Consider the following 25,593-nt stretch of genomic DNA (forward strand, 5'->3'; position numbering starts at 1 on the left):
ACCCTAATCACGCGGGGCGCAAATGCACCACGTCACCAGCGGACACGCCGTGATCCACGCCATCAGTACCGCGAACGACCAGCGTGCCGTCCGCCTCGATGCGCTGCGCCACCCCGAGAAGCTGAACACCACCTGAAAGTTCCACCCGCACGCGCTGACCGACGGTCGCCGAGTGCTCCTGGTACTCCTCCAGCACGCCGGACTCGAACGCGTCGCCGCCGTTCTTGCGCCACACGCCCTCCAGCTGGGCCAGCTCGACCAGCAGCCGGAACGCCAGCTCGCCGCGGTCCAGCTCGGAGGCGCCCGTGTCCTCGAGCGACGTCGGTGCGAGCCCACCCGGCGCGGGCTGCACGTCGTCCGGCAGCTTCGCCACGTTCAGGCCGATGCCCACGACGACGGCCTGCGAGACGCCGGCGGTGATCTCGGACAGGATCCCGGCGCCCTTCTCCGCCTTCGGGCCGAGCAGCAGGTCGTTGGGCCACTTCAGGGAGGCCTCGACACCAACCGATTGGGCGACGCGGACCAGCGCCAGACCGGCGATCAGGTTGAGCCACGGCAGCTGGCGCGGCGGCACTTCGCTCGGCCGGAACAGCACGCTGACGTAGAGCCCGCCCTTCGGCGACGACCACGTGCGGCCACGACGGCCCTGGCCCGCGGTCTGCTCCAGCGCGATGAGGACAGTGCGGTCCTTCGCGCCCTCAGCAGCGGCCTTGGCCAGGTCCGCGTTCGTGGATTGTGTCGTCTCCACGACATCGAGCGCGGCGTACGGACCGTTGGGTGCGACCAGCCGTGCGCGCAGCGCCTCGGCGTCGAGTGCGGTGTCCATCGCGACAGGCTATTGGAACAGAAGAGGGTACGTGCGACTTGAGATGACCAACAGATTGCCGTGACCTGGACAACTGCACGGGGCAGTTCAGCAACGCTCTCGTTAGGCTGCGAGCCCATGAGCAGTGCGACCGAGCCGATCGGGAACGTCCCCGCGGACGCCCCGGACGTCCACACCACCGCGGGCAAGCTCGTTGACCTCTACCGGCGCAACGACGAGGCGGTTCACGCCGGCTCGGCACGCGCGGTCGAAAAGCAGCACGCGAAGGGCAAGAAGACAGCCCGCGAGCGCATCGACCTCCTGCTCGACCCCGGCTCGTTCGTCGAGCTGGACGAGCTGGCGCGGCACCGGTCCACCAACTTCGGCCAGGAGAAGAACCGCCCTTACGGCGACGGCGTGGTGACGGGCTACGGCACCGTCGACGGCCGTCCGGTGTGCGTGTTCTCCCAGGACGTCACCGTCTTCGGCGGATCGCTCGGCGAGGTCTACGGCGAGAAGATCGTCAAGATCATGGACCTGGCGATCAAGACCGGCCGCCCGATCGTCGGCATCAACGAGGGCGGCGGCGCGCGCATCCAGGAGGGTGTCGTCTCGCTCGGCCTCTACGGCGAGATCTTCACCCGCAACGTCCGCGCGTCCGGCGTCATCCCGCAGATCTCCCTGATCATGGGCTCCAACGCAGGCGGCCACGTCTACTCCCCCGCGCTGACCGACTTCGTGGTGATGGTCGACCAGACCTCGCACATGTTCATCACCGGCCCCGACGTCATCAAGACGGTCACCGGCGAGGACGTGACGATGGAGGAGCTCGGCGGCGGTCGCACGCACAACACCAAGTCCGGCAACGCGCACTACCTCGGCAACGACGAGGAAGACGCGATCGCGTACGTCAAGGAACTGCTGTCGTACCTGCCGTCGAACAACCTCTCGGACGCGCCGACGTTCGAGGGCACGCTGGCTGCCGGATCGATCTCCGACTCGATCACCGACGAGGACCGCTCGTTGGACACGCTCATCCCGGACTCCGCGAACCAGCCGTACGACATGCACGAGGTCATCAACCGAGTTCTGGACGACGGCGACTTCCTGGAAGTGCAGCCGCTGTTCGCGCCGAACATCCTGGTCGGCTTCGGCCGCGTGGACGGCCACTCCGTCGGTGTCGTCGCGAACCAGCCCACGCAGTTCGCCGGCTGCCTCGACATCGACGCCTCCGAGAAGGCCGCGCGGTTCGTGCGCACCTGCGACGCGTTCAACATCCCGGTGCTGACGTTCGTGGACGTGCCCGGCTTCCTGCCCGGCACCGACCAGGAGTGGAACGGCATCATCCGCCGCGGCGCCAAGCTGATCTACGCCTACGCCGAGGCCACCGTCCCTCTGGTCACCGTCATCACGCGCAAGGCGTACGGCGGCGCGTACGACGTCATGGGCTCCAAGCACCTCGGCGCCGACATCAACCTGGCGTGGCCGACCGCGCAGATCGCCGTCATGGGCGCCTCGGGTGCGGCGAACATCGTGCACCGCAAGACTCTCGCTAGTGCTGCTGCTGCCGGTGAGGACGTCGACGCGTTGCGCGCGCAGCTGCAGCAGGAGTACGAGGACACGCTGTGCAACCCGTACGTGGCGGCTGAGCGCGGGTACGTCGACTCGGTGATCCCGCCGTCGTACACGCGCGGATACGTCGCGCGGGCGTTGTCGATGCTGCGGGACAAGCGGGAGACGTTGCCGCCCAAGAAGCACGGGAACATCCCGCTGTGAGCGCGGACCAGCCTCTGCTGCGCGTCGTCAAGGGCGCGCCCGATGACTACGAACTGGCGGCTTTGACCGCTGTCGTCGCCGGGCTGGCTTCGGCCGCGCCCGCTGAGGACAAGCCGGTGCGACGGTCCGAGTGGGCTAACCCGGCTCGTCGGGTTCGGCGGCCGTTGCAGCACGGACCGGGGGCCTGGCGGGCGTCTGGTTTTCCCGGCTAGCGGTACTGGACGGTCCGGGGTGAGGACGGGCCGTCGCGCGCTCGGAGCGGGCCGACCCGGCCCGCCGAGTCCGGCGGCTCCTCCAGCACGGACCAGGTGCCTGGAGGGCATCCGGCTTCTGGGCTGGCAGGCTCACGCAGGGGTACCCCTGAGCTGGGAACCCCTGCATCTCAACGTACTCACGGGGTCCGACAAGATCGCCAGCAGGACACACGCCGGGTTCGGTGGCCGTTTGCAGCGCGGACCAGGTGCTGGAGGGCATCCGGCTTCTCGGGCCGAGCAGGCTCACGCAGGCGTACCCCCGAGCCGGGAACCCCTGCTTCTCAACGGTTCTACCGTCCTGGTGACCTGCTGCGGACCACGAGCTGTCACGCCGACCACCCTCGACAGCGCCGGGGAGGGAGCCTGCGTCGCGGTCGCCGAGGGGCCTAGCCAGGCGGTCTCGCTGACGATGCGTCCACCGTGGACGAGCCTCTCGGGCTGCTTTCCTGCTGGTCCGCGGCGGGAACCGGCCGGAGGAAGGCCATCGAGAAAGCTCCCTGATTCCTTGGCAGCGACGGTGAGCGCGTCAGTCGGTCACTGACCACGTCCGTGACGCCACAACGACCACACGGTGGACGTACCTGCCTGCTCACGCCTGGCCGATGCCGGCACTCCACGCTGCTGCAGGCGTCTCCCGACTCGGGAACCCCCTACATCTCAACGTACTCACGGGGTCCGACAAGATCGGCCAGCAGGACACCCGGCGGCTGGTGACATTCAGGTCGACGGCCACCCCCCGGCAGCGGGCCTCGCCGTCGGCCTCGAATCTGCCTCGACGGCCCGGCTGCCGAACACGCGGCCGAGGTGGACGTAGGTCGCACCGGGTCGCGACGCCCTGCTCTCGTTTCACCACCGCGTCGAACGCCGTCCGAGACGTTACGAGCAACTGACCCGCCGGCTCGTGACGTTCAAGCCGACGGCGACCTCCCGGCAGCGGGTCTCGCCGTCGACCTTGAGCTGCAACGTCCAGAACTCGCTGCCATACGCATCAGTCCTGCGCAGCACCCGCACGTCGTCGTGAGGCAACGGCAGGTTGTCGCGCACGGACGAGACGACCTGCGTGAGCAGTGCGTTCTCCGCGCGGTCGAGGCGGTCGGCGAACGGCCAGATCGGCACGCCGTAGCCGATGGGGTCGCTCGCGAGCACGGTTCCGACGAGCCACGATCCGACGAGGCCGCAGAGGCCCACGAGCAGTGCCGCGATCCGTCTGCGCTTGCCTTCGCGATCGGAACCGCGTTCGGTGAGGACAAGCACCCAGCGCTTCACTCTGTCGAGGGTGCCGACGAACGGGGTGAGGGCGCATCAGTAGTACTACTCGAACCGCCTGGCGGGCCATCTCGGCGCTCTGCGTCGGGTTCTTCATGATCCTGCTGGACACGACCATCGTGAACGTCGCGATGCCCGCGATGATCGAGGGTCTGCACGCGACGCTGAACGACATCATCTGGGTCAACAGCGCGTATCTGCTGGCGTTCGCGGTGCCGTTGCTGCTGACCGGGCGGCTGGGCGACCGGTTCGGGCCCAAGCGCGTCTACCTCACCGGGCTTGCGATCTTCATGCTGGCCTCGCTGACGTGCGGGCTGGCCGGGAGCGCTGAGATCCTCATCGCCGCGCGGGCCGTTCAGGGGCTGGGTGCGGCGGCCATGACGCCGCAGACGATGGCGTTCATCACCCACCTGTTCCCGCCGGACCGGCGTGGGGCCGCGCTGGGCGTGTGGGGGTCGGTCGCCGGGTTCGCGACGGTGTCGGGGCCGCTGCTCGGCGGGGTCCTGGTCACGCAGCTCGGCTGGGAGTGGATCTTCTTCGTCAACATCCCGATCGGCGTCGTGGCGCTCACGCTGGTGCTGCGCTGGGTGCCGGACTGGCAGCCCGGCCGGTCGCACCGGTTCGACGTGCTCGGGGTGGTGCTGTGCTGCCTCGGGCTCGGGCTGGTGGTGTTCGGCGTGCAGAACGGCGAGCACTACGGCTGGGGGCGGGTGGCCGGTCCGGTCACGATCCCCGTGATCATCATCGCTGGGGTGGTGCTGCTGGCCGGGTTCGTGTTCTGGCAGGCGGCCGGGCGCAACCCCGAGCCGCTGCTGCCGTTGCGCATCTTCGGCAACCGGAACTTCTCGCTCGGCAACGTCGCCAACGTGATCATCGGCTTCTCCGTCACCGGGCTGTTCGTGCCGCTGGTGCTGTTCGTGCAGACCGTGCCGAAGCTGTCGGCGTTCGAGGCGGGCATGCTCACGGCGCCGACGTCGCTCGCGTCCGGGGTCGTGGCGTTCTTCGCGGGACGGCTGTCGAACGGGCCGGGCGCGAAGTACCTGCCGATCACCGGGTTCGTCCTGCTCGGGCTCGGCATCGCCGTGATGACGCTGCAGCTCGGCGGGTCGCCGTGGGTGCTGCTGCCCGCGCTCGTCGTGGTCGGCGGCGGGATGGGGATGGTCTACTCGCCGCTCACCAACATCGCCACGAAGACCCTCGATCCGCGGCTGATGGGCGCGGGCGCGGGGATCTACAACACCTCGCGGCAGTTCGGCGGCGTGCTCGGCAGCGCGGGCACCGGTGCGATCCTGCAGGTCGTGCTGGCGGCTACCGGCGACTTCACCACCGCCACGCGCGCCGCGTTGCTCATGCTGGTGGCGTCCACGGTCGTCGGGGTGACCGCGGCGGTGCTGATGAGGCGCGAAACGGGCGTGCGAGACTCCGCTGGTGCGTCTGATCCTGGCCTCCCAGTCACCCGCCCGTCTTAGCGTCCTGCGGTCCGCGGGCGTCGAGCCCGTCGTCCGCGTGTCCGGTGTCGACGAGGACGCGCTGGTCGCGTCGCTCGTCGACCCCACGCCCGAGGAGACCGTCGTCGCGCTGTCCGCGGCGAAGGCGGAGGCGATCGAGCACGACGTCGAGTGCGTCGTCGTCGGCTGCGACTCGATGCTGCTGTTCGAGGGTGAACTGGTGGGCAAGCCCGGCACGCCTGAGGCCGCACGGGAGCGGTGGCGGCGGGTCGCGGGCAAGAGCGGCGTGCTGATCACCGGCCACACCGTGCTCAAAGTCGTTGCGGGCGAAGTCGTCGACCGCGCCTCGGCCGCAGAGTCGACGACCGTGCGGTTCGGCACGCCGACGGACGAGGAGCTGGAGGCCTACATCGCGACGGGTGAGCCACTTCACGTCGCGGGCGGCTTCACGATCGACGGCCTCGGCGGCTGGTTCATCGACGGCATCGAGGGCGACCACTCGTCCGTGATCGGCATCAGCCTGCCCATCACCCGCAGGCTGCTCGGCCAGGTGGGTGTTTCCGTGTCCACACTCTGGTAGTCCTGGTCACACTTGGCCTGATCAGGGAAGACTGTCCCCAACGCCGGCGTTGGGGGCTAGCGGTGAACGAGTACTTGACGCGTCGCAGGCACATAGACCTGGCACGCAGGACGAGCACGGGCTGTCGGAGCTGACGCTCCCGGCCCTATTCGCTCATCCCTGCACAGGAGATGTTCCAGTGTCGTTCGTCCAGACCTACCGCAAGCCCAAGGTTTTCGGCCTGACCGTGCTCGGCGCGCTCGTTCTCGGCGCACTCGCCGGCTGGCTCGGCAAGGGCACGTGGCTCGCGCCCGTGCTCGCCAAGATCGGCTCCACCTTCACGGCACTGCTGCAGCTGACCGTGATCCCGCTGGTGTTCACCGCGATCGTCGTCGGCATCGCGTCGCTGCGGAACCTCGGCGGCGGCCGCACCGCGGCGAGGCTCGGCGGCAAGACGTTCCTGTGGTTCGCCATCACGTCGTTCATCGCCGTGCTGATCGGCCTCGCGGTCGGCGCGATCATCAGGCCCGGCGAGGGCGTGCACATCTCGCCCGCCGCCGGCGCGGAGGACAAGCTGGCCAAGCGCGCGTCCGGCTCGTGGAGCGCGCTGCTCGACAACCTGATTCCCAGCAACATCTTCAGCGCCTTCACCGAGGGTGAAGTGCTGCAGGTCGTGTTCATCGCGGTGCTGGTCGGGTTCGCCGCCTACGCGCTCGGCGAGAAGGCCGCGCCGTTCACGAACCTGGTCCGCTCGTTCTTCGACATCGTGCAGAAGGTCGTCGGCTGGATCATCCTGCTGGCACCGATCGGCATCTTCGGTCTCATCGGCAACGCCGTCGCGTCGTACGGCAACTCGTTCGTGCGGCCGCTGTTCTCGCTGATCCTCGCGGTCTACATCGGCACCGCGATCGTGCTGTTCGTGGTCTACCCGATCCTGCTGAAGTTCGTCGGCAAGACCTCGCCGGTGGAGTTCTTCCGCAAGGCCGGCACGGCCATCCAGTTCGCGTTCGTCTCGCGCTCGTCGGGTGCCACGCTTCCGTTGTCCCGCAAGGCCGCCACTGACCTCGGCGTCTCGCAGGAGTACGCGAACTTCGCCGTGCCGCTGGGCACGACGACCAAGATGGACGGATGCGCCGCGGTCTACCCGGCCGTCGCGACGATCTTCATCGCGAACCTGTTCGGCATCCAGCTCTCGGTGTGGCAGTACGTCGGCATCGTGCTCGTCGCGGTGTTCGGCGCGCTGGCGACCGCCGGCACGACCGGCTGGTACACGATGCTCACGCTGACGTTGAGCGTCGTCGGCCTGCCGACGCAGGTGATCGCGACCGGTGTGGCCGTGGTCTACGCGATCGACCCGATCCTCGACATGATGCGCACCGCGACCAACGTGGCCGGCCAGATCACCGTGCCGGTGCTGGTGGCGCGCAGCGAAGGTCTGATCGAGGAGCCCGCCGAGGAGCGGGAGCTAGCCAACGCCTAGGAGTCGGCGCAGGGACGGATCTGCGACATCTTCGGCGCCGGCGCGGGCCAGCCACTGAGCTGCTCCCGCGCCGGCGCCGGACTCGTGCAGCCGATGACCGGCCCGATCGCCGAGAACACCTGCACGAAAGCGTTGTTGCACTGGCCGTCGCAGCCGAGCTGGGCCGCGACGATGTCCGCGGTGCCGTCCTCGTTGACGTCGTGCAGCCCGATGTACCCGGCGCTGGCCTGATAGGCGGCTTGCACGCGCGACCACGTGCCGTCCTTGCGGACCAGCACCTCGCCGAACACCTTGCCGTTGTGCGCGCCGCGAACCAGGCACACGCTGACGGGCGCCTCCGCGCACAGCAACGACTTGTCGTTCACGGTCGCGCCGGACTCGGCGATGGTCATCTCGAAGATGAACGGGCCGGACTCGCCGGTCACCCTGATCCGCCCGCCACCGGTGCCGCCGAGCAGCTCGACGAGGTCCTTGCCGACCGATTTGCCGATGATGACCTGGCAGACGGTGGTACCGCAGCGCATTCCGGTGTCGGTACCGGATTGACCTGAATCGGTGTGGTGCGGCCGCTGGAAATAGGCGTAAACCAGCCCGGCGACGACGACCACGGCAGCGGCGACGGCAGTAACCTGCACGGACCTGGATGCACCCACATCGCAGATTGTGGCCGATGGGCTGACGATGGATGTGAAGTGAGCCGTCTCTCCCTCTCGGAGTTCACTGATTTCCGTAGACTGCGGCACCAGCCAGAGCCGTAATTGCCGGTCCAGCAGGAGGTACGACGCCGTGTCGCTGCGCAAGGTCCTCATCGCCAACCGCGGTGAGATCGCCGTCCGGGTCATCCGCGCCTGCCGTGACGCCGGCCTGGCCAGTGTCGCGATCTACGCCGACCCCGACCGCGACGCGCCGTTCGTCCGGCTCGCGGACGAGGCGTTCGCCCTGGGCGGCAACACGCCCGGCGAGAGCTACCTGTCGGTCGAGAAGGTGCTGGCCGCCGCCGCGCAGTCCGGTGCCGACTCGGTGCACCCCGGCTACGGCTTCCTGTCCGAGAACGCCGAGTTCGCGCAGGCCGTGATCGACGCGGGCCTGGTCTGGATCGGCCCGACCCCGCAGGCCATCCGCGACCTCGGTGACAAGGTGACCGCGCGGCACATCGCGATGCGCGCGGGTGCGCCTCTCGTGCCCGGCACCAAGGACCCGGTCAACGGTCCGGACGAGATCATCGCGTTCGCTCAGGAGCACGGGCTGCCGGTCGCGATCAAGGCCGCGTTCGGTGGCGGTGGCCGCGGGCTCAAGGTCGCGCGGACCATCGAGGAGATCCCGGAGCTGTTCGACTCCGCGGTGCGCGAGGCCGTCACGGCGTTCGGGCGCGGCGAGTGCTTCGTCGAGCGGTACCTGGACAAGCCGCGTCACGTCGAGGCTCAGGTCCTCGCCGACACCCACGGCAACGTGATCGTGGTCGGCACGCGCGACTGCTCCTTGCAGCGCCGCCACCAGAAGCTGGTCGAGGAGGCGCCCGCGCCGTTCCTGACCGACGAGCAGCGCGCCACGATCCACAGCTCCGCCAAGGCGATCTGCCTGGAGGCCGGGTACCACGGCGCCGGCACGGTCGAGTACCTCGTCGGCCTCGACGGGTCGATCTCGTTCCTGGAGGTCAACACGCGCCTGCAGGTCGAACACCCGGTGTCGGAGGAGACCACGGGCATCGACCTGGTGCGCGAGCAGTTCCGGATCGCCGCGGGCGAGAAGCTTCGTCATCTTGAGGACCCGACGCCTCGGGCGCACTCCATCGAGTTCCGGATCAACGGCGAGGACGCCGGACGTGGCTTCCTGCCCGCGCCGGGCACGGTGACCTCGTTTGTGGCGCCCTCGGGTCCGGGTGTCCGCGTGGACGCCGGTGTCGAGAGCGGCTCGGTGATCGGCGGGCAGTTCGACTCGTTGCTGGCCAAGCTGATCGTCACTGGCGAGAACCGCGACGAGGCCCTGGCCCGGGCTCGGCGGGCGCTGGACGAGATGGTCGTGGACGGCATGGCGACCGTGCTGCCGTTCCACCGCGTGATCGTGCGGGACGCGGCGTTCACGGCCGAGAAGCCCGAGGGCTTCACCGTGCACACGCGGTGGATCGAGACCGAGTTCGACAACCAGATCGCGCCGTTCTCCGGTAGCGCGGACGCTTCCGATGAGGATTCGCCGCGGCAGACCGTGGTGGTCGAGGTCGGCGGGCGTCGGCTGGAGGTGTCGCTGCCGGGTGATCTCGCGGTCGGTTCGGGGCGGCCTGCTGCCGCTGCCAAGAAGCCGAAGGCGAAGCGGGCGGGCGGGTCGTCTGCCGCGGTGTCCGGTGACGCGGTGGCCGCGCCGATGCAGGGCACGATCGTGAAGGTGGCCGTCGAGGACGGGCAGATCGTCGAGGCCGGCGACCTGATCGTGGTGCTCGAGGCCATGAAGATGGAGAACCCGGTGACGGCGCACAAGGCGGGCACCGTGACGGGTCTCGCGGCGGCTCCCGGTGACCCGATCACGCAGGGCACCGTGATCTGCGAGCTCAAGGACTGACGGCAGGCCCGCGCAAGGGTCTCGTCGCGGGTGCTCAAGGACAGACCGCAGGCCCGCTCAGGGGTCTACTAGCGGGTGGACCGCAGGCCCGCGCAGGGGTTTCCTCGCGCGGGCTCAAGCACTGACCGCAGGCCAGCCCGCACGGGTCACCCGCGCGGGCTGAAGGACTGACCGCAGGCTCGCGCAAGGGTCCCCCTCGGCGGTGGCTCCCCCGCGTCCCAACGTACCCACGGGGTCTGACACTCACGGCGGATCCGTCGCACCCACAGGTCGGCACTCACGGCCGATCCGTCGTACTCACGGGTCCTGCACTCACCGCGGATCCGTCGCATCCACGGGCCGGCACTCACCGCGGATCCGTCACCCACGGGTCTGACACTCACGGTCGATCCGTGATCTGCGGGCGCCGAGGCGGTTCGGGCTGGTCGCTCACCTACGATTGAAGGGTGAGCGACCCGTCCAGGGACATCCGCATCGGTGACACCGAGCGTCAGCAGGCGTTGCAGGTGCTCGGCGAGCACATGAGCGCGGGCCGCATCGACATCGACGAGTACGGCGAGCGGTCCGCGAAGATCACCACCGCGAAGACCCGCGGCGAGCTGATGGCGTTGTTCTACGACCTGCCTGACCCGCGGCCCACGTTCGCCACGCCGATGGCGATGTTCCCCGAACCCTCGCGGGCTCCCGCGCGCCGGTGGGAGGGCTCGGTCGTGCCCGTGGTGGGCATCGCCGTGGTGCTGGCCTTCTTCTTCCTGGTGAAGAACCCGTTGATCTTCCTGCTCATCCCCGCGGTCGCGGTCCTGTGGGGCCAGTGGAACGGACGCCGGCGCTGAAACCGTTGCTGCTGCTCGATCTCGACGGCGTGGTGCGCAAGTTCCCGCCCCTGGCGCCGGAGATCGCCGAGGTCGCTTTCGAACAGTCGCTGCTGCGCCGGGCCGTCACCGGTGAGATCACCGACGAGCAGTGGCGGCACGAGGTCGGGCTGGACTGGGTCGCGTCGCCCGGCGAGGTGATCGGCGAGGCGCTGGCGTTGGTGCGGGCCGCGCGCAAGCAGTGTTTTGTGGCGTTGTTGTCCAACGCGACCACGCGGCTGGAGGCGGATCTGGCCCGGCTCGGGCTGGACGCGGAGTTCGACGCGATCTTCAACTCTGCGCGGCTCGGTGTCGCGAAGCCGGATCCCGCGATCTTCCGGCGGGTGCTGGACGAGCTCGGGTACCCGACTGCGGTGTTCTGCGACGACACGGCGGAGAACGCCCGGGCCGCGTGCGAGGCGGGGCTGGACGGCGTGCACGTGCCGGACACGAACGCGTTGCGGACCGCGCTGGCGGTGCGCGGGCTGATCCCGCCGACCGTGCTGCTGATCCTCCCCGACCGCGACGAGGCCGAGGAGCTGGCCGCGGAACTGCTGGAAGCCGGCTGGGGCCCGTGCCACGTGCACCGGGACATGCTGGCGGGCGAGGACGACGCCGAGGACGTGGACTGGGTGATCGAGCTCACCACGGCACCGGACGGCACCCCTGCCTCCGCGCACCGGGCCGAGCTCGACGATCTGGCGGAAGGTCACGACGGGTTCACCGGCGACCATTAGCCTCTGATCTCGTGGAGCCAGTTGAGATCAACGCGGGTGAGTACTACCTGCGCGCCTTTCGCCACGACGACCGCGTCGACGACGTGCCGGCGCTCGTCGAGATCTACGCGGACCCGGAGACCAGGCGGTACATGAACCGCCTGACCATCGACGGCCGTCCGTCCGCCGAGACGTTCATCATGCTGATGACCAACGGCTGGGCGAAGAACTACCGCTGGTCGTGGGCCGTGTGCGACGCCGTCACGGCGGACGTGGTCGCCGGGATCATCCTCCACAACGTCGACCACTACCTGAAGTCGGCCGAGGTGACGTGTTGGACCCACCCGGCGCACCGCGGCAAGGGAGTGCTGCCGACGGCGCTCAACGCGGTGGTCGGCTGGGCGTTCGGCGCGATGGGCATGCACCGGGTCATCTACAAGCACTCGGTGTTCAACCCGGCCTCGCAGCGCATCCCGGAGAAGTGCGGGTTCACCCCGGAGGGTCGACTTCGCGAGGCGCTGATCATTGATGACCAGCGCGTGGACGAGCTGATGTGGTCACGACTGGCGACAGACCCCGCCCCAGAGCAGCTACGGTGACCGGCCATGCGGATCACGGCGCTCCTCCTCGTCGCGGTGGCGCTGGCCGGGTGCACGGCCGGACCTGCCCCTAGCGCTCTGGACAGCGCGCCTCCGTCCTCTCCTGCGACGACGTCCTCCGCGCTGATGGACTTCCCCCAGCGTCCGCGCGCCCTTCCGCTCGACGGCCTGGACCCGTGCGCGGTGCTCACCCCCGAGCAGCGCACCTCGCTGAGCCTCGACAACCCGCCCAGCGCGTACGTGGAGAAGAGCTTCGGCGACGCGAAGGCGTGCACGATCCGCAGCACGACGAGCGGCAACGTGGCCCGGCTCGCCCTCGTGCTGGCTTCCGGCGCCGACGTGTGGCTCTCCGAGAACGCCCAGGTGGAGTACGCGGTGAGCTCGATCGAGGGGTTCGCGGCGATTACCGTCCGCACACCCGACATCGACGACGTCTGCAACGTGGAGATCGACGTGGCGGAGGGTCAGTTCCTCGACGTCATGTTCCGCGACGGCGGGAATTCCACTGCGGCACAACAAGATCATCTTTGCCTGGGAGCACATCGGGTGGCCGAGGCGGCGATGGCCAGTTTGCTCCAGAAGCGCTGACCCACACGGGCGGATGTCACTGATCGCACTCCTCAGCGTTACCTTCAGTGGTTAGAGTGTCGATGCGCTTGTACGCACAACCGCCGGAGGTCGCACCATGCCGCCAGGGGGACGTAGCGGGGCTGACTCCTCGCCGCCCGTCAGCCACGAGCTGAACGTGGCACCAGAGGCGATCCCGGCGTTGCGCAACACGTTCTCCGCCGCGCTGACCAAGCTCGACAAGCAGATCGAGATGGCGATCACCGAGTTCCGCGTCAAGCCGTGGGCGGGTGACCCGGTCAGCGCGGAAGCCGCCGAGAAGTTCAACGACAGGTCGATCTCCGACGGCGACTCGGCGCTGCAGGCGCTGCTCAACTACCAGCGGCAGCTCAAGACGGCGATGGACAACCTGAACCAGATCGAGCGCCAGTACGAGGTGGTCGAGAGCGGCAACACCGGCATGATGAACAAGAGCGGGTGCTGAGATGGCCGATCATCGCTGGCAGGGCTACAGCCACAAGGAGCTGTACGACCGCATCCACGCAGGTCCCGGCCCCTCCGCGTCGTTCGCGTCGATGGAGCGCTGGCAGGGCGTGTCGGCCGCGCTGACCGAGATCAACGACGACCTGCACAAGGGCATCACGCTGTCCGGCGCGAAGTGGTCGGGCAAGGCCTCGGAGATCGCGCAGGCGGGCCTGAACCCGATCGCGGCGTGGGCGGACGGCGCCCGCACCGGCGCCGACGTGATGCGCTACTCGGCGGAACTGCAGGCAGGCCACATCTCGAAGGCCCGCGCGGACATGCCGGCCCCGGTCAATGTGAGCTCCGAACAGCCGGGAGCGCTGGTCACCGGCCTCACGCATCTCTTCGGCGGCCAGACCGACCACGAGAAGCAGGAGGCGGCCCAGGACGCCGCCGAGCGCCGCGCCCGTGAGGTCATGTCCACCTACGCGTCGTCCACGACGGCGAACACCTCGACGCTGGGCCAGTTCAGCCAGCCGCCGCAGCTGCAGATCAGCGGCACCGGCCTGACGCAGGGCGGCGGTGCCCAGGTGGGCACGGCAGGAGCCTGGGTCGTCGGCCCGCACGGCACCACGGGTGGTGTCACACGCGGTCGCACCGGCACCGGCCCGCGCACTTCTTCCGCTCCTCCGCCGCGTGGTGGCACGCCTCCTCCCGGCTCCACGACGCGCACCTCCGGCGTGTCGACGGGGGTCGGTTCGTCGACTTCGAAGGGCTCGACGACCTCGCTGTCGTCGGCCGGCACGTCCGGTCCCTCCACCACGGGCACCGCGGGTGTCGCCGTGCCGGGCCAGCGCGGAGGTCGTCCGCGCTCCGGTTCCGAGTCCAAGCAGATGGAGGAGGGCGCGACCGCCGCGTCGTCGGCCGCGGTGGGCCAGATGATGGGTCACGGCGGCTCCGCCGGTGCGTCCGGTGCGTCCGGTTCCGCCATGGGCTCGATGGGCACGGTCGGCGCGTCGTCGAGCAACGACCAGGTCCACCGCCGGGCCGTGCCGATGCCGCAGTCGTTCGACCCCTTCGGCGGCATGGGCGGCCCGCGCAAGGGCGAGGACGAGGAGGACCTGGAGCACAAGGCCGCCGACTACCTCCGCGAACGCGACGACATCTACGGCGTCGGCAGCTACACGCTGCCCGTCATCGGGGAGAGCACGACCGACTGATGACTCTGTTCGGCTTGGATCTCGGGATGAGCGACACGCGCGACCCGGTGGTCATCTCCACGCTGGAGTTCGACGTCCTCTGGGACCACCTGGGCCTGGAGACGATGCCCCTCGTCCTGAAGGTCCCCTCACCGGGCAAGACCCGCGAGGAGCGCCGGGAGGTCGAGGACCGCGTCTGGCGCCAGCTGGGAGCCCGCGGCCTGGGCGGCCCGCGCTCCCTGGACCCGACCCTGGAAGACCTGCTGCACGTCCTGAACCGACCACAGCAGGAGATCGACGCCCGCATGTGGCTGGCCGACCGCAGCGTCCGCCTGCTCGCCGCGGGCAAGGGCCAGGCAGGCGTCCTGGCCGTGCTGGACAGCGGCCAACTGGTCCTGCGCCCCGCCGAGGCCGACGGGCTGCCGCGCGAGGCTCTGACCGCTCTTCCTACGGCACCGGCAGGTGAGGGCCACTCGATCACCCTGCCCTCCGCCGACCTGGACGCAGCGGCCGCCTCAGCGATGACGCCGGAAGACCTGGAGGCCTCGCTGCAAGGTCACCTGCGGGGTGACGACGCCCGCACGCTGGCCGAGATGGTGCGCGACGTGTCCAACCGCGGCCAGTTCGGTGCCGCGGCACGCGACAAGTGGGGCAAGCGGGTGCGGCCGGACCGGGTCGTGGCGTTCTACGACACGCCGAAGGGCCGCTACCTGCAGATGCGGCGTGCTTCGGAGGGGCAGCCGCCGTGGTCGACGATCGCACCGGTCGACTACCGCCGCCTGCACCACCACCTGGTGGAACTGCTGGCGGAGGCGACCGGCGCCTAGTCCGTCAGGGCTGGTTCGTCAGGGCCCGATCCCCTGGCAGGGCCGCGTCCGCAGGTCGTTCACGTAGTCGTCGGGCGCCCCGGCGGCCTCGGCCGCGTCCGCCACCACCCCGATGTAGCGGGCGGACGGCAGACCGCCCTCGTACGCGTCCAGCACGTACAGCCACGCCACCACGGACCCCTCGAGCGTCTGCACCCTCAACCGGATCTTCTTGTAGAGGCCGAGCGCGCCCTCCCACCGGTCCAGGCGCGACTCGTCGCGAGGCGAGACGTCGTAGAGCACGCAGAACGTCTGCTGGTCAGGCTCTTCGACGATGGTCGCGAGAGCGCCTTCCCAGCCGAGGTCCTCTCCACCGAACGTCAGACGCCAACCGACGAGCCAGCCGGTCCCCGCGAGCGGGGAGTACGGGGCTCGCTCCATCATCTGGTTCGGATCCATGTTCGACCCGTACGCGGCATAGAGCGGCACGTCCGACAGCGTAGCGACCCAACGATCAGCTTTCGGTACTGACGACACGGGCGATTCGGCCAACGCGTACGGTTGTGCCGGCCAGCAAGCGCGCAGAAGGGAACTGATCGTGACCCGCATCGTCATCATGGGCGGCGGACCCGCAGGTTACGAGGCAGCCCTGGTCGCGGCGCAGCACGGTGCCGACGTGACCGTGGTCGAGAACGACGGGGCCGGTGGCGCGTGTGTTCTTTACGACTGCGTGCCGTCCAAGACCTTCATCGCGTCGGCCGGCGCTCGCAGCGCCTTCCGCAACGCCGGTGAGCTGGGCATTCAGACCAACAACGACGCCGCCGCGGTCGACCTGCCGGTGGTTCACGGACGGGTGAAGGGCCTTGCGCTCGCGCAGTCCGCGGACGTCCGGGCGCGGCTGCAGCGCGAAGGCGTGCGGCTGATCAACGGGCGCGCGAAGTTCGCGGACGACTCGCGCGGGCTCGCCCAGCACCAGGTCGTCGCCATCAGCGCGGACGGCAAGGAAGAGATCCTCAACGCCGATGTGGTGCTCATCGCAACGGGCGCCACGCCACGCGTGCTCGAAGGCGCGGAGCCGGACGGCAAGCGGGTCCTGAACTGGCGTCAGATCTACGACCTGCCCGAACTGCCCGAGCACCTCGCCGTCATCGGCTCCGGTGTGACGGGTGTCGAGTTCGCCTCCGCCTACACCGAGATGGGCGTGAAGGTGACGATGGTCTCAAGCCGGGACCGGGTGCTCCCCCACGAGGACGCCGACGCGGCCGCGGTGCTCGAGGACGTGTTCGCCGAGCGCGGCACGGCCGTCGTCAAGCACGCCCGCGCGGACAAGGTCGAGAACACCGGCGACGGTGTGCTGATCCACCTGGAAGACGGTCGCACGATCGAGGCGTCGCACGCCCTGATGACCGTCGGCTCGGTGCCGAACACCACCGACATCGGCCTCGACAAGATCGGCATCGAACTCGGCCGCGGCGGGTACATCCCCGTCGACCGGGTCAGCCGGACCAACGTCAGCGGCGTCTACGCGGCCGGCGACTGCACCGGCATCCTGCTGCTCGCGTCCGTGGCCGCCATGCAGGGCCGCATCGCGATGTGGCACGCGCTGGGCGAGGGCGTCAGCCCGATCAAGCTCAAGACCGTCGCCGCCAACGTCTTCACCAACCCCGAGATCGCGAGCGTCGGCATCAGCCAGCAGGCGATCGACTCGGGCGAGGTGCCCGCGCGCACGATCATGCTGCCGCTGGCCACGAACCCGCGGGCCAAGATGGAAGGCCTGCGCCGGGGCTTCGTGAAGCTGTTCTGCCGCCCGGCGACCGGCGTCGTCATCGGCGGTGTGGTCGTCGCGCCGAACGCGAGCGAGCTGATCCTCCCGATCGCGCTGGCCGTGCAGAACCAGCTGACCGTCGAGCACCTCGCGACGACGTTCTCGGTGTACCCGTCGCTGTCCGGCTCGATCACCGAGTCCGGTCGCCAGCTCATGCGGCACGACGATCTCGACTAGGTAACTCAGAACCTCCCCGGCAACCGAGGCGTCCTGCGGGGCGTCCTCGGTGTACAGATTTCATCTCGGGGGAGAAGAAAATGAAACGCATTCTGGCGACCGTCGTCGCAGTGGGGGCCGCGTTCGCATTCGCACATGCGGCGAGCGCGCAGGAGCACAAGGGCTTCGAGCTCGACAAGACCGTGTATCTGATGGGCAGGCCGATCGCCCTGTCCTACGACTCGGCCGACAAGTGCGAGGGCAAGGCGACCTCGAACGGCTTCCTCTACGGAGTCTCGGACGAGTATCAGCTCGACCCGCCGAACACCATGCGCGCCCGTGCCACCGCAAGTTTCATCCCCGGCTCCTACACCGCGGAGATGGTGTGCGACGGCAAGAAGGTCAGCAGGGCGTTCGTGGTCCAGGAGACACCTGACACCTTCTCGCTCGACAAGACCGAGGTCGAGGCAGGCGGCGAGATCGTCGTGACCAAGTCCGAGACCTCGAAGTGCGGCGACGTCGCGTCCTCGGTCGGCTTCACCACGGACATCACCCTGCAGGGGACCCAGCGGATCGGCCGCGGCAAGGTCGTCGACACGCCGGGGACGTACCAGGCGAGCATGTTCTGCGGCGACACGCTGGAGTTCAAGCAGTTCGTGGTGAAGGCGAAGGCTCCGGTCGCGGAGAAGCCCAAGCCGAAAGCTCCGATCGTCAAGCCGAAGGGCGCACCGCAGACGGGCGGCGGAGGCACGGCGCGATGAAGCGCCTCGCCATCGCGGTGGTGGCATTGGCACTTCTAGGCGCCTGCGCCACCCCTCCGGCGGCCGAACCACAGGCCGCGCCACCAACTGCCTCCGCCACAACGCAATCGCCTGCCACCGCAGGCATGCCGCCGTCAGAACCGACCGAGATCCGCATCTCGAAGATCGGCGCGGTCTCCTCGCTGGTGCCGCTGGGACTCAACCCGGACAACACGGTCGAGGTTCCGCCGGTCGAACAACCGATGCAGGCGGGCTGGTACCGGCACGCCCGGACGCCGGGCGAGGCGGGACCGGCCGTGGTCCTCGGCCACGTCGACGGCAACAAGCAGCCAGGAATCTTCTTCCGGCTCAAGGAACTCATCACCGGTGACGAGATCGAGGTGTCCAGAAAGGACGGCACCACGGCGAAGTTCCGCGTGCAGAGGAAGGAACAGATCGCCAAGGACAGCTTCCCCACGGAGGCCGTCTACGGCGAGACCGACGTACCCGAGCTGCGGCTGATCACCTGCGGGGGCAGCTTCGACCAGGCCGCGCACAGCTACCGGGACAACGTCATCGTCTACGCAAGGCTCATCTGAAACCGTTGGGGGAGAAAGAAATGAAAGCAACCATTGCGGTTGTCGGGCTGGCAGCCGCCGCCCTGACACTCGCGCCGACAGCCGGCGCGCAGGAAGCCGCCACGCCGAAGTTCCAGTCGCTGAGCGCGGCCTGCTCACCCGGTACCGAGGGCGTGGTCATGCTGAAGGCGGGCGCCTGTCCGGGGCCGTTCCTCGACAAGTTCGAGTACGCGCCCGGCGAGACGATCAAGATCAAGCTGACGTTCGGCACCGAATGCGTCTCTCACGAGGCGACCTCCACCGGGTTCGCCGCCCCGGTCGCACTCAAGCAGACACCGGTCGACGCCGGCGCCTACCAGCTGACCGGTGAGGCCAAAGCCGGCACCGTTCCCGGCGACTACACCGCCACGATCAAGTGCGACAAGGTTTCGCGCGTCAGCCCGTTCGCGATCAAGATTCCCGACGCGCCGCCGACGACGACCACGCCTCCGACGACCACATCGCCGGCGCCCGGCAAGCCCAAGCCGCCGATCACCAAGCCCAAGGGCGCACCCGACACCGGTGGCGGCGGCACGACCATCTCGATCCGATAACGCACCACGACAAGGCAACCGCGCCCCGGACACCTGCGTGTTCGGGGCATGCGGTCGTTCCTGGGGCTCTTCGTCGCACTGGTGCTGCTGACCGGCTGCGCCCCGCAGCCTGAGGTCACGCTGCCCACCGCCCCGGCACCGCCGACCTCCACGTCGGCGTCGACACCGCCGGCACCGGTGGACAAGGGCATGCCGCCGTCCGAACCGACCGAGCTGCGCATCCCGAAGATCGGCGCGAAGTCCTCACTCGTCCCGCTCGGGCTGAACCCGGACGAGACGGTCCAGGTGCCGCCAGTCGAACAGCCGATGCAGGCCGGTTGGTACAAGCTCGCGCGCACGCCGGGCGAGCTGGGTCCGGCCGTGCTGCTGGGCCACGTCGACGGCAACAAGCAGCCGGGAATCTTCTTCCGGCTCAAGGAACTCAGCGAGGGCGACGAGGTCGAGGTGTCCAGAAAGGACGGCACCACGGCCAGGTTCCGCGTGCGCAGAACCGAGCAGATCGCCAAGAACAGCTTCCCCACCGAGGCCGTCTACGGCGAGACCGATGAACCCGAACTGCGGCTGATCACCTGCGGGGGCAGCTTCGACCAGTCCGCCCGCAGTTACAAGGACAACATCATCGTCTACGCGTCACTGATCTGAGGAGGCACATCATGAGGAGGCCCCGGAGACCCCTGGCCGTCCTGCTGGCGATCGGCACGGCGTTCGCGCTCACGCCGACGGCCAGTGCACAGGAGGCCCTAACACCAAAGTTCTCGTTGGCCTGCATGGGCTTCTGTCCCGGCGGCGGCCCTCCCACGTCGGAGAGGCAGTTCCTCGACAGCGCGGAGTACCCGGCAGGCGGAACGATCAGGATCAACCTGACAGTCATGAACGAATGCGGCGTACTCGAGGCAACCTCGGCAGGGTTCACGGCCCCGGCCAAGCTCACCCAGAAGCAGGGCACCGGCGGCTACCAGTTGACCGGTGTGACCCGTGCCGCCGCCACTCCCGGCAGGTATTTCGCCGAGATCCGCTGCACCTGGGCTCTGATCGTCACCCAGTTCACGGTCAAGGTCGCGCCACCGGTGAGAGCCCCGAAGCCGAAGCCGCCGATCGTCAAGCCCGCGGGGTCACCTGACACCGGTGGCGGCGGAACCGCCTGAATCACACCACAAGGGGGAGAACCATGAGGGGGACCAGGAAATCCGCGGCCGCGCTGCTGGCGTTCAGCAGCGCGTTCGCACTCACACCGATGGCCAGCGCGCAGGAGCCCGTCAAGCCGGAGTTCTCGTTCGGAGGGGCCACTGTCTTCGGACCCGGCAACGGGTTCACGGCCAAGATCGAGGAAGGCACCTGTCCCGGCGGACCCGTGTCGCTCACCTCGCCCGGCTTCGCGTCTGTCGACCTCGCCCGCCTGTCCGGCACGGTCGTCACCACCACCGGCCAGTACACGGCGACATTGAAGTGCAAGGACACCACCGAAACCGGCACGCTGGGCTTCACAGTCGAGTGGCTGAAGCCTCCGCGCAACGACCCGTTCCTCGACAAGGCCGAGTACGCCCCTGGCGAGACGATCAGGATCAACCTGGAGTTCGGCTTCAAATGCCTCGGCGAGGCCACCTCGGCGGGGTTCACCGCCCCGGCCAAGCTCGCGAATGCCGGCAACGGTCGTGTGATCAGCGAGACCACCGCCATCGCCACTCCAGGCACCTACGAGGCCGCCATCTTCTGTGCCAACAACTCGGTGGTCAACCAGTTCACGATCAAGGCCGCGCCGGCCGCTCCACCACCGCAGGGAACCCCTGCGCCCAAGCCGAAGCCACCGATCGTCAAGCCGAAGGGCGCACCACAGACCGGTGGCGGCGGAACCGCCTGAAGCAGGGGGAGGAACACCACGATGAGAAGGACATTGGCGACCGCGGCGGTCGCACTGACGGCCGCCGCGGTGTTCACACCACTAGCCGCCGCACAACAGGAACCGACGCTCAAGCTGCCCGCGAAGGTGTCGAACGGCGGCGTGGTCACCGTGATGACCGGCCCGTGCAAGACGTTCTCCACGGTCACCTCGCCGGGACTCAAGGGGCCGATCACGCTCGAACCGATGCCCGGCGACCCGGACCGGCTGCACGGCTCCGGCCCGGCCGTAGCCGAGTCGGGCACCTACACCGCGTCCCTCCAGTGCGACAGCAAGACGCTCACAACGACCTTCGACGTCGGCGCGCTGCCGATCGCCTGGAGCCTCGGCCCGGCGGAGATCGAGCCGGGCGGCACGATCTACCTGCAGACCAACATCTACAACGGCGGCTGTTTCCCGAAGTCACCGCTCACGTCTCCCGGCTTCGCGGCGCCCATGAAGGTCGTCGGCGGCAACATGGGCCGCATCACCGGTGACACCACGGTGATCACCACACCCGGCACGTACGAGGTGGTCCTGCAGTGCTCGGACCGCCCGGAAAGCGACGTGAAGACGTTCCGCATCCTCGGCGACCCGCCGACGTCGACCACTCCACCCCCGCCCGGCAAGCCCAAGCCGCCGATCGTCAAGCCCAAGGGCGCACCTGACACCGGTGGCGGCGGCACCGCCTGAGGAGGCCGACCAAAATGGACAACAGGAGAGTTCTGGCAACGACCGCACTAGCACTGTCAGTCGCCGTGACGTTCTCGCCGCTCGCGACGGCACAACAGCAGCAACCGAAGCTCGAGATGCCCGCAACCGTGATCAGCGGAGAGAGCATCAGAGCGACGACCGGTCCGTGCGAGACGTTCTCCGCGGTCACGTCGCCGGGTTTCAGGGAACCGATCATGCTCTCCCCGCTCGGCGACGGCTCGAACCGCCTGGAGGGCTTCGGATCAGCCACGACCAAGGCGGGCACTTACACCGCGACCGTGCAGTGCGACTCCAAGACGCTGACCGCTCAGTTCACCGTCGATGCGCTCGATTTCAACTGGGGCCTGGACCCGGCAGAGGTCGAGCCCGGCGGCACGATCAGCATTTTCGGCAGCATCTACAGCGGCGGTGGCTGTTATGGAACGTCGCAGCTGACGTCTCCCGGGTTCGCGGTACCGCCGACGCTTCAGGGCGGCAACATGGGGCACGTCAGTGGTTACACCACGGTAGTCACGACGCCTGGCACGTACGAGGCGATCTGGCGGTGCTCGAACCGTCCGGAAGGCAGCGTGAGGACGTTCCGTGTTCTCGGCACGCCACCGACGACCACGCCACCCGCGTCCGGAAAGCCCAAGCCCCCGATCGTCAAGCCCAAGGGCGCACCCGACACCGGTGGCGGCGGCACGGCATGAGTCTGGTCACGGTTCGGCTCCGTCTTGATTGGAGGAGCAACTAACCCACCGGATGTGCGTCAATGGGTTCGTGGGGACTCGTGTCTTGATCGCGGTGCTGAGCGTGGCGCTGGCCACCGCCGCCTGCTCGCAGGGGCCGGCACCGAAGCCGTCGGCGGCGACCAGTGACAGCGCGCCGCCGCCGGTGGTCTCGCCGCTCGGCAGCTCCGATCCGATGGAACTGCGGATCGAGCGGATCGGTGTGCGGTCGTCGTTGGTCCAGCTCGGCCTCGACCCGCAGGGCGTCGTGCAGATGCCGCCGGTCAACGAGGGCATGCAGGCCGGGTGGCGGCAGACGCACCCGCAGCAGTGGATCATCGTCGGGCGGATCGAGAGCAACAAGGCCAGAGGTGTCTACTACCGGCTGAACGACCTGTCGCAGGGCGACATCGTCGAAGTGTCCAAGAAGGACGGTTCGGTAGCCCGGTTCACGGTCGAGCGCACGGAGAGGATCATCCGTGACGACTTCTTCGCCGAGGCCGTCGCGAGGGACGCGGACGAGCAGGGGCTGCGGCTGATCACGTGCGGCACCCGCGACAACGTGATCGTGCATGCAACCCCCGCTCAGTAACCGCGAGCGGCGATCAACTCAGTCTTCGACCCAGTCGAAGGTCTTCGTGACGGCCTTCTTCCAGTTCGCGTACTCGGACGTGCGGCGGGCGTCGTCCATCGCCGGTTCCCACTTCTTGTCCTGAGCCCAGTTCTCGCGGATGTCGTCCTCGGTCTTCCAGAACCCGACCGCGAGACCCGCCGCGTAAGCAGCGCCCAGCGCGGTCGTCTCGGCGACCACCGGCCGGATCACCGGCACGCCGAGGATGTCCGCCTGGAACTGCATCAGCAGCTCGTTCACGACCATGCCGCCGTCGACCTTCAACGCCGTCAGGTCCACGCCGGAGTCGGCGTTCATCGCGTCGAGCACCTCCCGCGTCTGGAAGGCGGTCGCCTCCAGCACGGCACGCGCGAGGTGGCCCTTGTTGACGTACCGGGTCAGGCCGACGATCGCGCCGCGGGCGTCGGAACGCCAGTACGGTGCGAACAGGCCCGAGAACGCGGGCACGAAGTACGCGCCGCCGTTGTCCTCGACCGACCGCGCGTGCTCCTCGATCTCGGCCGCGGTGCCGATCATGCCGAGGTTGTCGCGCAGCCACTGCACCAGCGAGCCGGTGACCGCGATCGAGCCTTCCAGCGCGTACACGGCTGCCGCGTCGCCGATCTTGTAGCAGACGGTGGTGAGCAAACCGTTCTCGCTCATCACCTTCTCGGTGCCGGTGTTGAGCAGCATGAAGTTGCCGGTGCCGTAGGTGTTCTTGGCTTCACCGGGCGAGAGACAGGCCTGGCCGAACGTCGCCGCCTGCTGGTCGCCGAGGATGCCGGCGATCGGCACACCGGCCAGCGCACCGCGTTCGCGCACCTGGCCGTAGACCTCCGACGACGACCGGATCTCCGGCAGCATCGACATCGGAATGCCCATGTCGGAGGCGATCGACGAGTCCCACTGCAGCGTGTCGAGGTCCATCAGCATGGTGCGCGACGCGTTCGTCGGGTCGGTGACGTGCACGCCGCCGTCGACCCCGCCCGTCATGTTCCACAGCACCCACGTGTCCATGTTGCCGAACAGCAGGTCGCCGGCTTCGGCACGCTCACGGGCACCGGAGACGTTGTCGAGGATCCACCGGACCTTGGGGCCGGAGAAGTAGGTCGCCAGCGGCAGGCCGACCTTGGCGCGGTACCGCTCCTGCCCGCCGCCCAGCGCACCGAGCTCCTGCACGATCTTGTCGGTGCGCGTGTCCTGCCAGACGATGGCGTTGTAGACGGGTTCGCCGGTGTTCTTGTCCCACACCACCGCGGTTTCGCGCTGGTTGGTGATGCCGACGGCGGCGATGTCCGAAGTGGTCAGATCGGCCTTGGCGAGCGCGCCCGCGGCGACCTGGCGGGTGTTCTGCCAGACCTCCTTCGGGTCGTGCTCGACCCAGCCCGCCTTCGGGAAGATCTGCTCGTGCTCCTTCTGGTCGACCGACACCACTCGACCCGAGTGGTCGAAGATCATGCAACGGGTCGACGTGGTGCCCTGGTCGATCGCGGCCACGTACTGGGTCATGCGAGTAGTCCTTTCAGACCGGGAGAACCAGGTAGAGCAGCGCGGCGAGCGCGCCACCCACGAGCGGGCCGACGACCGGGATCCACGAGTAGCCCCAGTTGGCGTTGCCCTTGTTGCGAATCGGCATGAGGAACGCGTAGGCGATGCGCGGACCGAGGTCGCGCGCCGGGTTGATGGCGTAGCCCGTCGGGCCACCGAGCGACGTACCGATCACCAGGACGACGAACGCGACACCCGCGTAGCCGAGCGCCGAGTTGCCGAACTGCGGGGTCCCGTCGGTCGCCACCTTCGCACCCGGCGACAGCAGGATCCACGCGACGAGCACGAACGTGCCGATGATCTCGGACACGAGGTTCCACACCGTGTTCGGCACGGTCGGTCCCGTGGAGAAGATGCCGAGGGTGTTCTGCGGCTCGTCGTGCGTGTCGAACTGCATCTTGTACGTCGCCCAGCAGAGCATGGCACCGATGATCGCGCCGACCATCTGCCCGAGGATGTAGAACGGAACGTCGCCCCAAGGCGTCTTGTCCGCGATCGCCAGCCCCAGCGTCACCGCCGGGTTCAGGTGCGCTTTGCTCGGGTTGGCGATGCTGGCGCCGGTGAAGACGGCGAAGGCCCAGCCGACGTTGACGAACAGGAACCCGGTGCTGTTGCCGAGCGTGTTCTTGAGCACCTGGTTCGCGACGACACCGGTGCCCAGGAGGATGAGGACCGCGGTCCCCAGCATCTCCCAAACGAAGATCGAGCCTGCACTCATTGCCGACCTCCCGTGCTTTGCGGCCTGAGGAGGACGCGCAAACCCGAGGTCAGGGCCGCGCCGCCCGCCTACAACGTGCTCGGACGCTATTACCGTGCTGATCAGTTGTCTACGCCAAGTACGTGCGGTGGGGCCATTTTCAGGCCGTTGGATTCTGGTCTTCGCGCCCGTGGGCGAACGGGCG

At 68.7% G+C, this 25,593-nt stretch carries 29 protein-coding genes; 23 read left to right on the top strand and 6 right to left on the bottom strand.

Annotated elements, in window-relative coordinates; translation table 11 throughout:
* Window positions 1-7 precede the first annotated feature (7 nt).
* Entirely contained in the window at window positions 8-826 is an 819-nt protein-coding gene (locus ABZ345_RS21525; RefSeq protein WP_359851312.1) for a biotin--[acetyl-CoA-carboxylase] ligase, read from the bottom strand.
* Window positions 827-943: 117 nt separating this feature from the next.
* Here ABZ345_RS21525 and ABZ345_RS21530 point away from each other — a divergent pair, with 117 nt between their 5' ends.
* Window positions 944-2,581 carry an acyl-CoA carboxylase subunit beta gene (locus tag ABZ345_RS21530; protein WP_359851315.1) on the top strand — a complete coding sequence of 546 codons (1,638 nt, stop codon included), beginning with the start codon at window positions 944-946 and terminating at the stop codon, window positions 2,579-2,581.
* Window positions 2,578-2,793: an acyl-CoA carboxylase subunit epsilon gene (locus ABZ345_RS21535; protein ID WP_359851318.1), complete on the top strand. Its 216-nt coding sequence runs from the start codon at window positions 2,578-2,580 to the stop codon at window positions 2,791-2,793. The genes ABZ345_RS21530 and ABZ345_RS21535 overlap by 4 nt, the downstream gene beginning before the upstream one ends.
* A gap of 918 nt (window positions 2,794-3,711) precedes the next feature.
* Here ABZ345_RS21535 and ABZ345_RS21540 read toward each other — a convergent pair.
* The gene (locus ABZ345_RS21540) at window positions 3,712-4,101 is read right to left on the bottom strand and encodes a hypothetical protein (RefSeq protein WP_359851320.1); all 390 of its coding nucleotides are present in this window, start codon (window positions 4,099-4,101) and stop codon (window positions 3,712-3,714) included.
* Between the two features lie 68 nt (window positions 4,102-4,169).
* On the opposite strand from ABZ345_RS21540, the gene ABZ345_RS21545 reads away from it, so the two are divergent.
* From ABZ345_RS21545 to ABZ345_RS21555, 3 genes are all read left to right on the top strand, one after another.
* On the top strand, window positions 4,170-5,570 hold the full coding sequence (locus ABZ345_RS21545; RefSeq protein WP_359851422.1) for a DHA2 family efflux MFS transporter permease subunit: 1,401 nt from the start codon (window positions 4,170-4,172) through the stop codon (window positions 5,568-5,570).
* Window positions 5,530-6,129 (top strand): nucleoside triphosphate pyrophosphatase, encoded by a 600-nt coding sequence (locus ABZ345_RS21550; RefSeq protein WP_359851323.1) that lies wholly within the window; start codon window positions 5,530-5,532, stop codon window positions 6,127-6,129. Before ABZ345_RS21545 ends, ABZ345_RS21550 begins: the two co-directional genes overlap by 41 nt.
* 178 nt (window positions 6,130-6,307) lie before the next feature.
* Window positions 6,308-7,588, top strand: a complete 1,281-nt coding sequence (locus ABZ345_RS21555; protein WP_359851326.1) for a dicarboxylate/amino acid:cation symporter — start codon at window positions 6,308-6,310, stop codon at window positions 7,586-7,588.
* Here the strand turns inward: ABZ345_RS21555 and ABZ345_RS21560 are convergent.
* Window positions 7,585-8,223 carry a hypothetical protein gene (locus tag ABZ345_RS21560; protein ID WP_359851327.1) on the bottom strand — a complete coding sequence of 213 codons (639 nt, stop codon included), beginning with the start codon at window positions 8,221-8,223 and terminating at the stop codon, window positions 7,585-7,587. The genes ABZ345_RS21555 and ABZ345_RS21560 overlap by 4 nt on opposite strands.
* Before the next feature lie 151 nt (window positions 8,224-8,374).
* Here ABZ345_RS21560 and ABZ345_RS21565 point away from each other — a divergent pair, with 151 nt between their 5' ends.
* The 8 genes from ABZ345_RS21565 to ABZ345_RS21600 all read left to right on the top strand — a co-directional run bounded on the left by ABZ345_RS21565 (window position 8,375) and on the right by ABZ345_RS21600 (window position 15,362).
* A complete protein-coding gene (locus ABZ345_RS21565) occupies window positions 8,375-10,141 on the top strand; it encodes an acetyl/propionyl/methylcrotonyl-CoA carboxylase subunit alpha (RefSeq protein WP_359851329.1) in 1,767 nt (588 codons plus the stop codon).
* Between the two features lie 446 nt (window positions 10,142-10,587).
* Window positions 10,588-10,974, top strand: coding sequence for a DUF1707 domain-containing protein (locus tag ABZ345_RS21570; protein ID WP_359851331.1), 387 nt, complete (start codon window positions 10,588-10,590; stop codon window positions 10,972-10,974).
* On the top strand, window positions 10,953-11,729 hold the full coding sequence (locus tag ABZ345_RS21575) for an HAD-IA family hydrolase (protein ID WP_359851334.1): 777 nt from the start codon (window positions 10,953-10,955) through the stop codon (window positions 11,727-11,729). Before ABZ345_RS21570 ends, ABZ345_RS21575 begins: the two co-directional genes overlap by 22 nt.
* An 11-nt stretch (window positions 11,730-11,740) precedes the next feature.
* On the top strand, window positions 11,741-12,307 hold the full coding sequence (locus tag ABZ345_RS21580; RefSeq protein ID WP_359851337.1) for a GNAT family protein: 567 nt from the start codon (window positions 11,741-11,743) through the stop codon (window positions 12,305-12,307).
* A gap of 6 nt (window positions 12,308-12,313) precedes the next feature.
* On the top strand, window positions 12,314-12,895 hold the full coding sequence (locus ABZ345_RS21585; RefSeq protein ID WP_359851340.1) for a DUF3558 domain-containing protein: 582 nt from the start codon (window positions 12,314-12,316) through the stop codon (window positions 12,893-12,895).
* Window positions 12,896-12,992: 97 nt separating this feature from the next.
* Entirely contained in the window at window positions 12,993-13,358 is a 366-nt protein-coding gene (locus ABZ345_RS21590; RefSeq protein ID WP_359851343.1) for a transcriptional regulator, read from the top strand.
* Between the two features lies 1 nt (window position 13,359).
* Window positions 13,360-14,556 (top strand): PPE domain-containing protein, encoded by a 1,197-nt coding sequence (locus tag ABZ345_RS21595; protein ID WP_359851345.1) that lies wholly within the window; start codon window positions 13,360-13,362, stop codon window positions 14,554-14,556.
* Window positions 14,556-15,362, top strand: coding sequence for an ESX secretion-associated protein EspG (locus ABZ345_RS21600; RefSeq protein WP_359851347.1), 807 nt, complete (start codon window positions 14,556-14,558; stop codon window positions 15,360-15,362). The genes ABZ345_RS21595 and ABZ345_RS21600 overlap by 1 nt, the downstream gene beginning before the upstream one ends.
* A gap of 18 nt (window positions 15,363-15,380) precedes the next feature.
* Here the strand turns inward: ABZ345_RS21600 and ABZ345_RS21605 are convergent, their stop codons facing one another.
* Window positions 15,381-15,830, bottom strand: coding sequence for a gamma-glutamylcyclotransferase family protein (locus ABZ345_RS21605; RefSeq protein ID WP_045317832.1), 450 nt, complete (start codon window positions 15,828-15,830; stop codon window positions 15,381-15,383).
* A gap of 109 nt (window positions 15,831-15,939) precedes the next feature.
* Here ABZ345_RS21605 and ABZ345_RS21610 point away from each other — a divergent pair, with 109 nt between their 5' ends.
* The 10 genes from ABZ345_RS21610 to ABZ345_RS21655 all read left to right on the top strand — a co-directional run bounded on the left by ABZ345_RS21610 (window position 15,940) and on the right by ABZ345_RS21655 (window position 23,125).
* Window positions 15,940-17,343 (top strand): NAD(P)H-quinone dehydrogenase, encoded by a 1,404-nt coding sequence (locus tag ABZ345_RS21610; protein ID WP_359851351.1) that lies wholly within the window; start codon window positions 15,940-15,942, stop codon window positions 17,341-17,343.
* Between the two features lie 80 nt (window positions 17,344-17,423).
* Window positions 17,424-18,083: a hypothetical protein gene (locus tag ABZ345_RS21615; protein ID WP_359851354.1), complete on the top strand. Its 660-nt coding sequence runs from the start codon at window positions 17,424-17,426 to the stop codon at window positions 18,081-18,083.
* Window positions 18,080-18,661: a class F sortase gene (locus ABZ345_RS21620; protein WP_359851356.1), complete on the top strand. Its 582-nt coding sequence runs from the start codon at window positions 18,080-18,082 to the stop codon at window positions 18,659-18,661. The genes ABZ345_RS21615 and ABZ345_RS21620 overlap by 4 nt, the downstream gene beginning before the upstream one ends.
* Before the next feature lie 20 nt (window positions 18,662-18,681).
* Entirely contained in the window at window positions 18,682-19,233 is a 552-nt protein-coding gene (locus tag ABZ345_RS21625) for a hypothetical protein (protein ID WP_359851359.1), read from the top strand.
* A gap of 48 nt (window positions 19,234-19,281) precedes the next feature.
* Window positions 19,282-19,875, top strand: a complete 594-nt coding sequence (locus tag ABZ345_RS21630) for a class F sortase (protein ID WP_359851361.1) — start codon at window positions 19,282-19,284, stop codon at window positions 19,873-19,875.
* Between the two features lie 11 nt (window positions 19,876-19,886).
* The gene (locus ABZ345_RS21635; RefSeq protein ID WP_359851364.1) at window positions 19,887-20,378 is read left to right on the top strand and encodes a hypothetical protein; all 492 of its coding nucleotides are present in this window, start codon (window positions 19,887-19,889) and stop codon (window positions 20,376-20,378) included.
* Window positions 20,379-20,401: 23 nt separating this feature from the next.
* A complete protein-coding gene (locus ABZ345_RS21640; RefSeq protein WP_359851367.1) occupies window positions 20,402-21,091 on the top strand; it encodes a hypothetical protein in 690 nt (229 codons plus the stop codon).
* A 21-nt stretch (window positions 21,092-21,112) separates the two neighbouring features.
* The gene (locus ABZ345_RS21645; protein ID WP_359851370.1) at window positions 21,113-21,802 is read left to right on the top strand and encodes a hypothetical protein; all 690 of its coding nucleotides are present in this window, start codon (window positions 21,113-21,115) and stop codon (window positions 21,800-21,802) included.
* A gap of 14 nt (window positions 21,803-21,816) precedes the next feature.
* Complete coding sequence (locus ABZ345_RS21650) at window positions 21,817-22,515, top strand: hypothetical protein (RefSeq protein ID WP_359851373.1); 699 nt, start codon at window positions 21,817-21,819, stop codon at window positions 22,513-22,515.
* A 70-nt stretch (window positions 22,516-22,585) separates the two neighbouring features.
* A complete protein-coding gene (locus ABZ345_RS21655; RefSeq protein ID WP_359851376.1) occupies window positions 22,586-23,125 on the top strand; it encodes a sortase in 540 nt (179 codons plus the stop codon).
* An 18-nt stretch (window positions 23,126-23,143) separates the two neighbouring features.
* Here the strand turns inward: ABZ345_RS21655 and glpK are convergent, their stop codons facing one another.
* Entirely contained in the window at window positions 23,144-24,652 is a 1,509-nt protein-coding gene (gene glpK, locus ABZ345_RS21660; protein WP_359851377.1) for a glycerol kinase GlpK, read from the bottom strand.
* Between the two features lie 13 nt (window positions 24,653-24,665).
* Window positions 24,666-25,409 (bottom strand): MIP/aquaporin family protein, encoded by a 744-nt coding sequence (locus ABZ345_RS21665; RefSeq protein ID WP_359851380.1) that lies wholly within the window; start codon window positions 25,407-25,409, stop codon window positions 24,666-24,668.
* Window positions 25,410-25,593 lie beyond the last annotated feature (184 nt).

The organism is Lentzea sp. NPDC005914 (assembly GCF_040629405.1).
Lineage (GTDB): Bacteria > Actinomycetota > Actinomycetes > Mycobacteriales > Pseudonocardiaceae > Lentzea.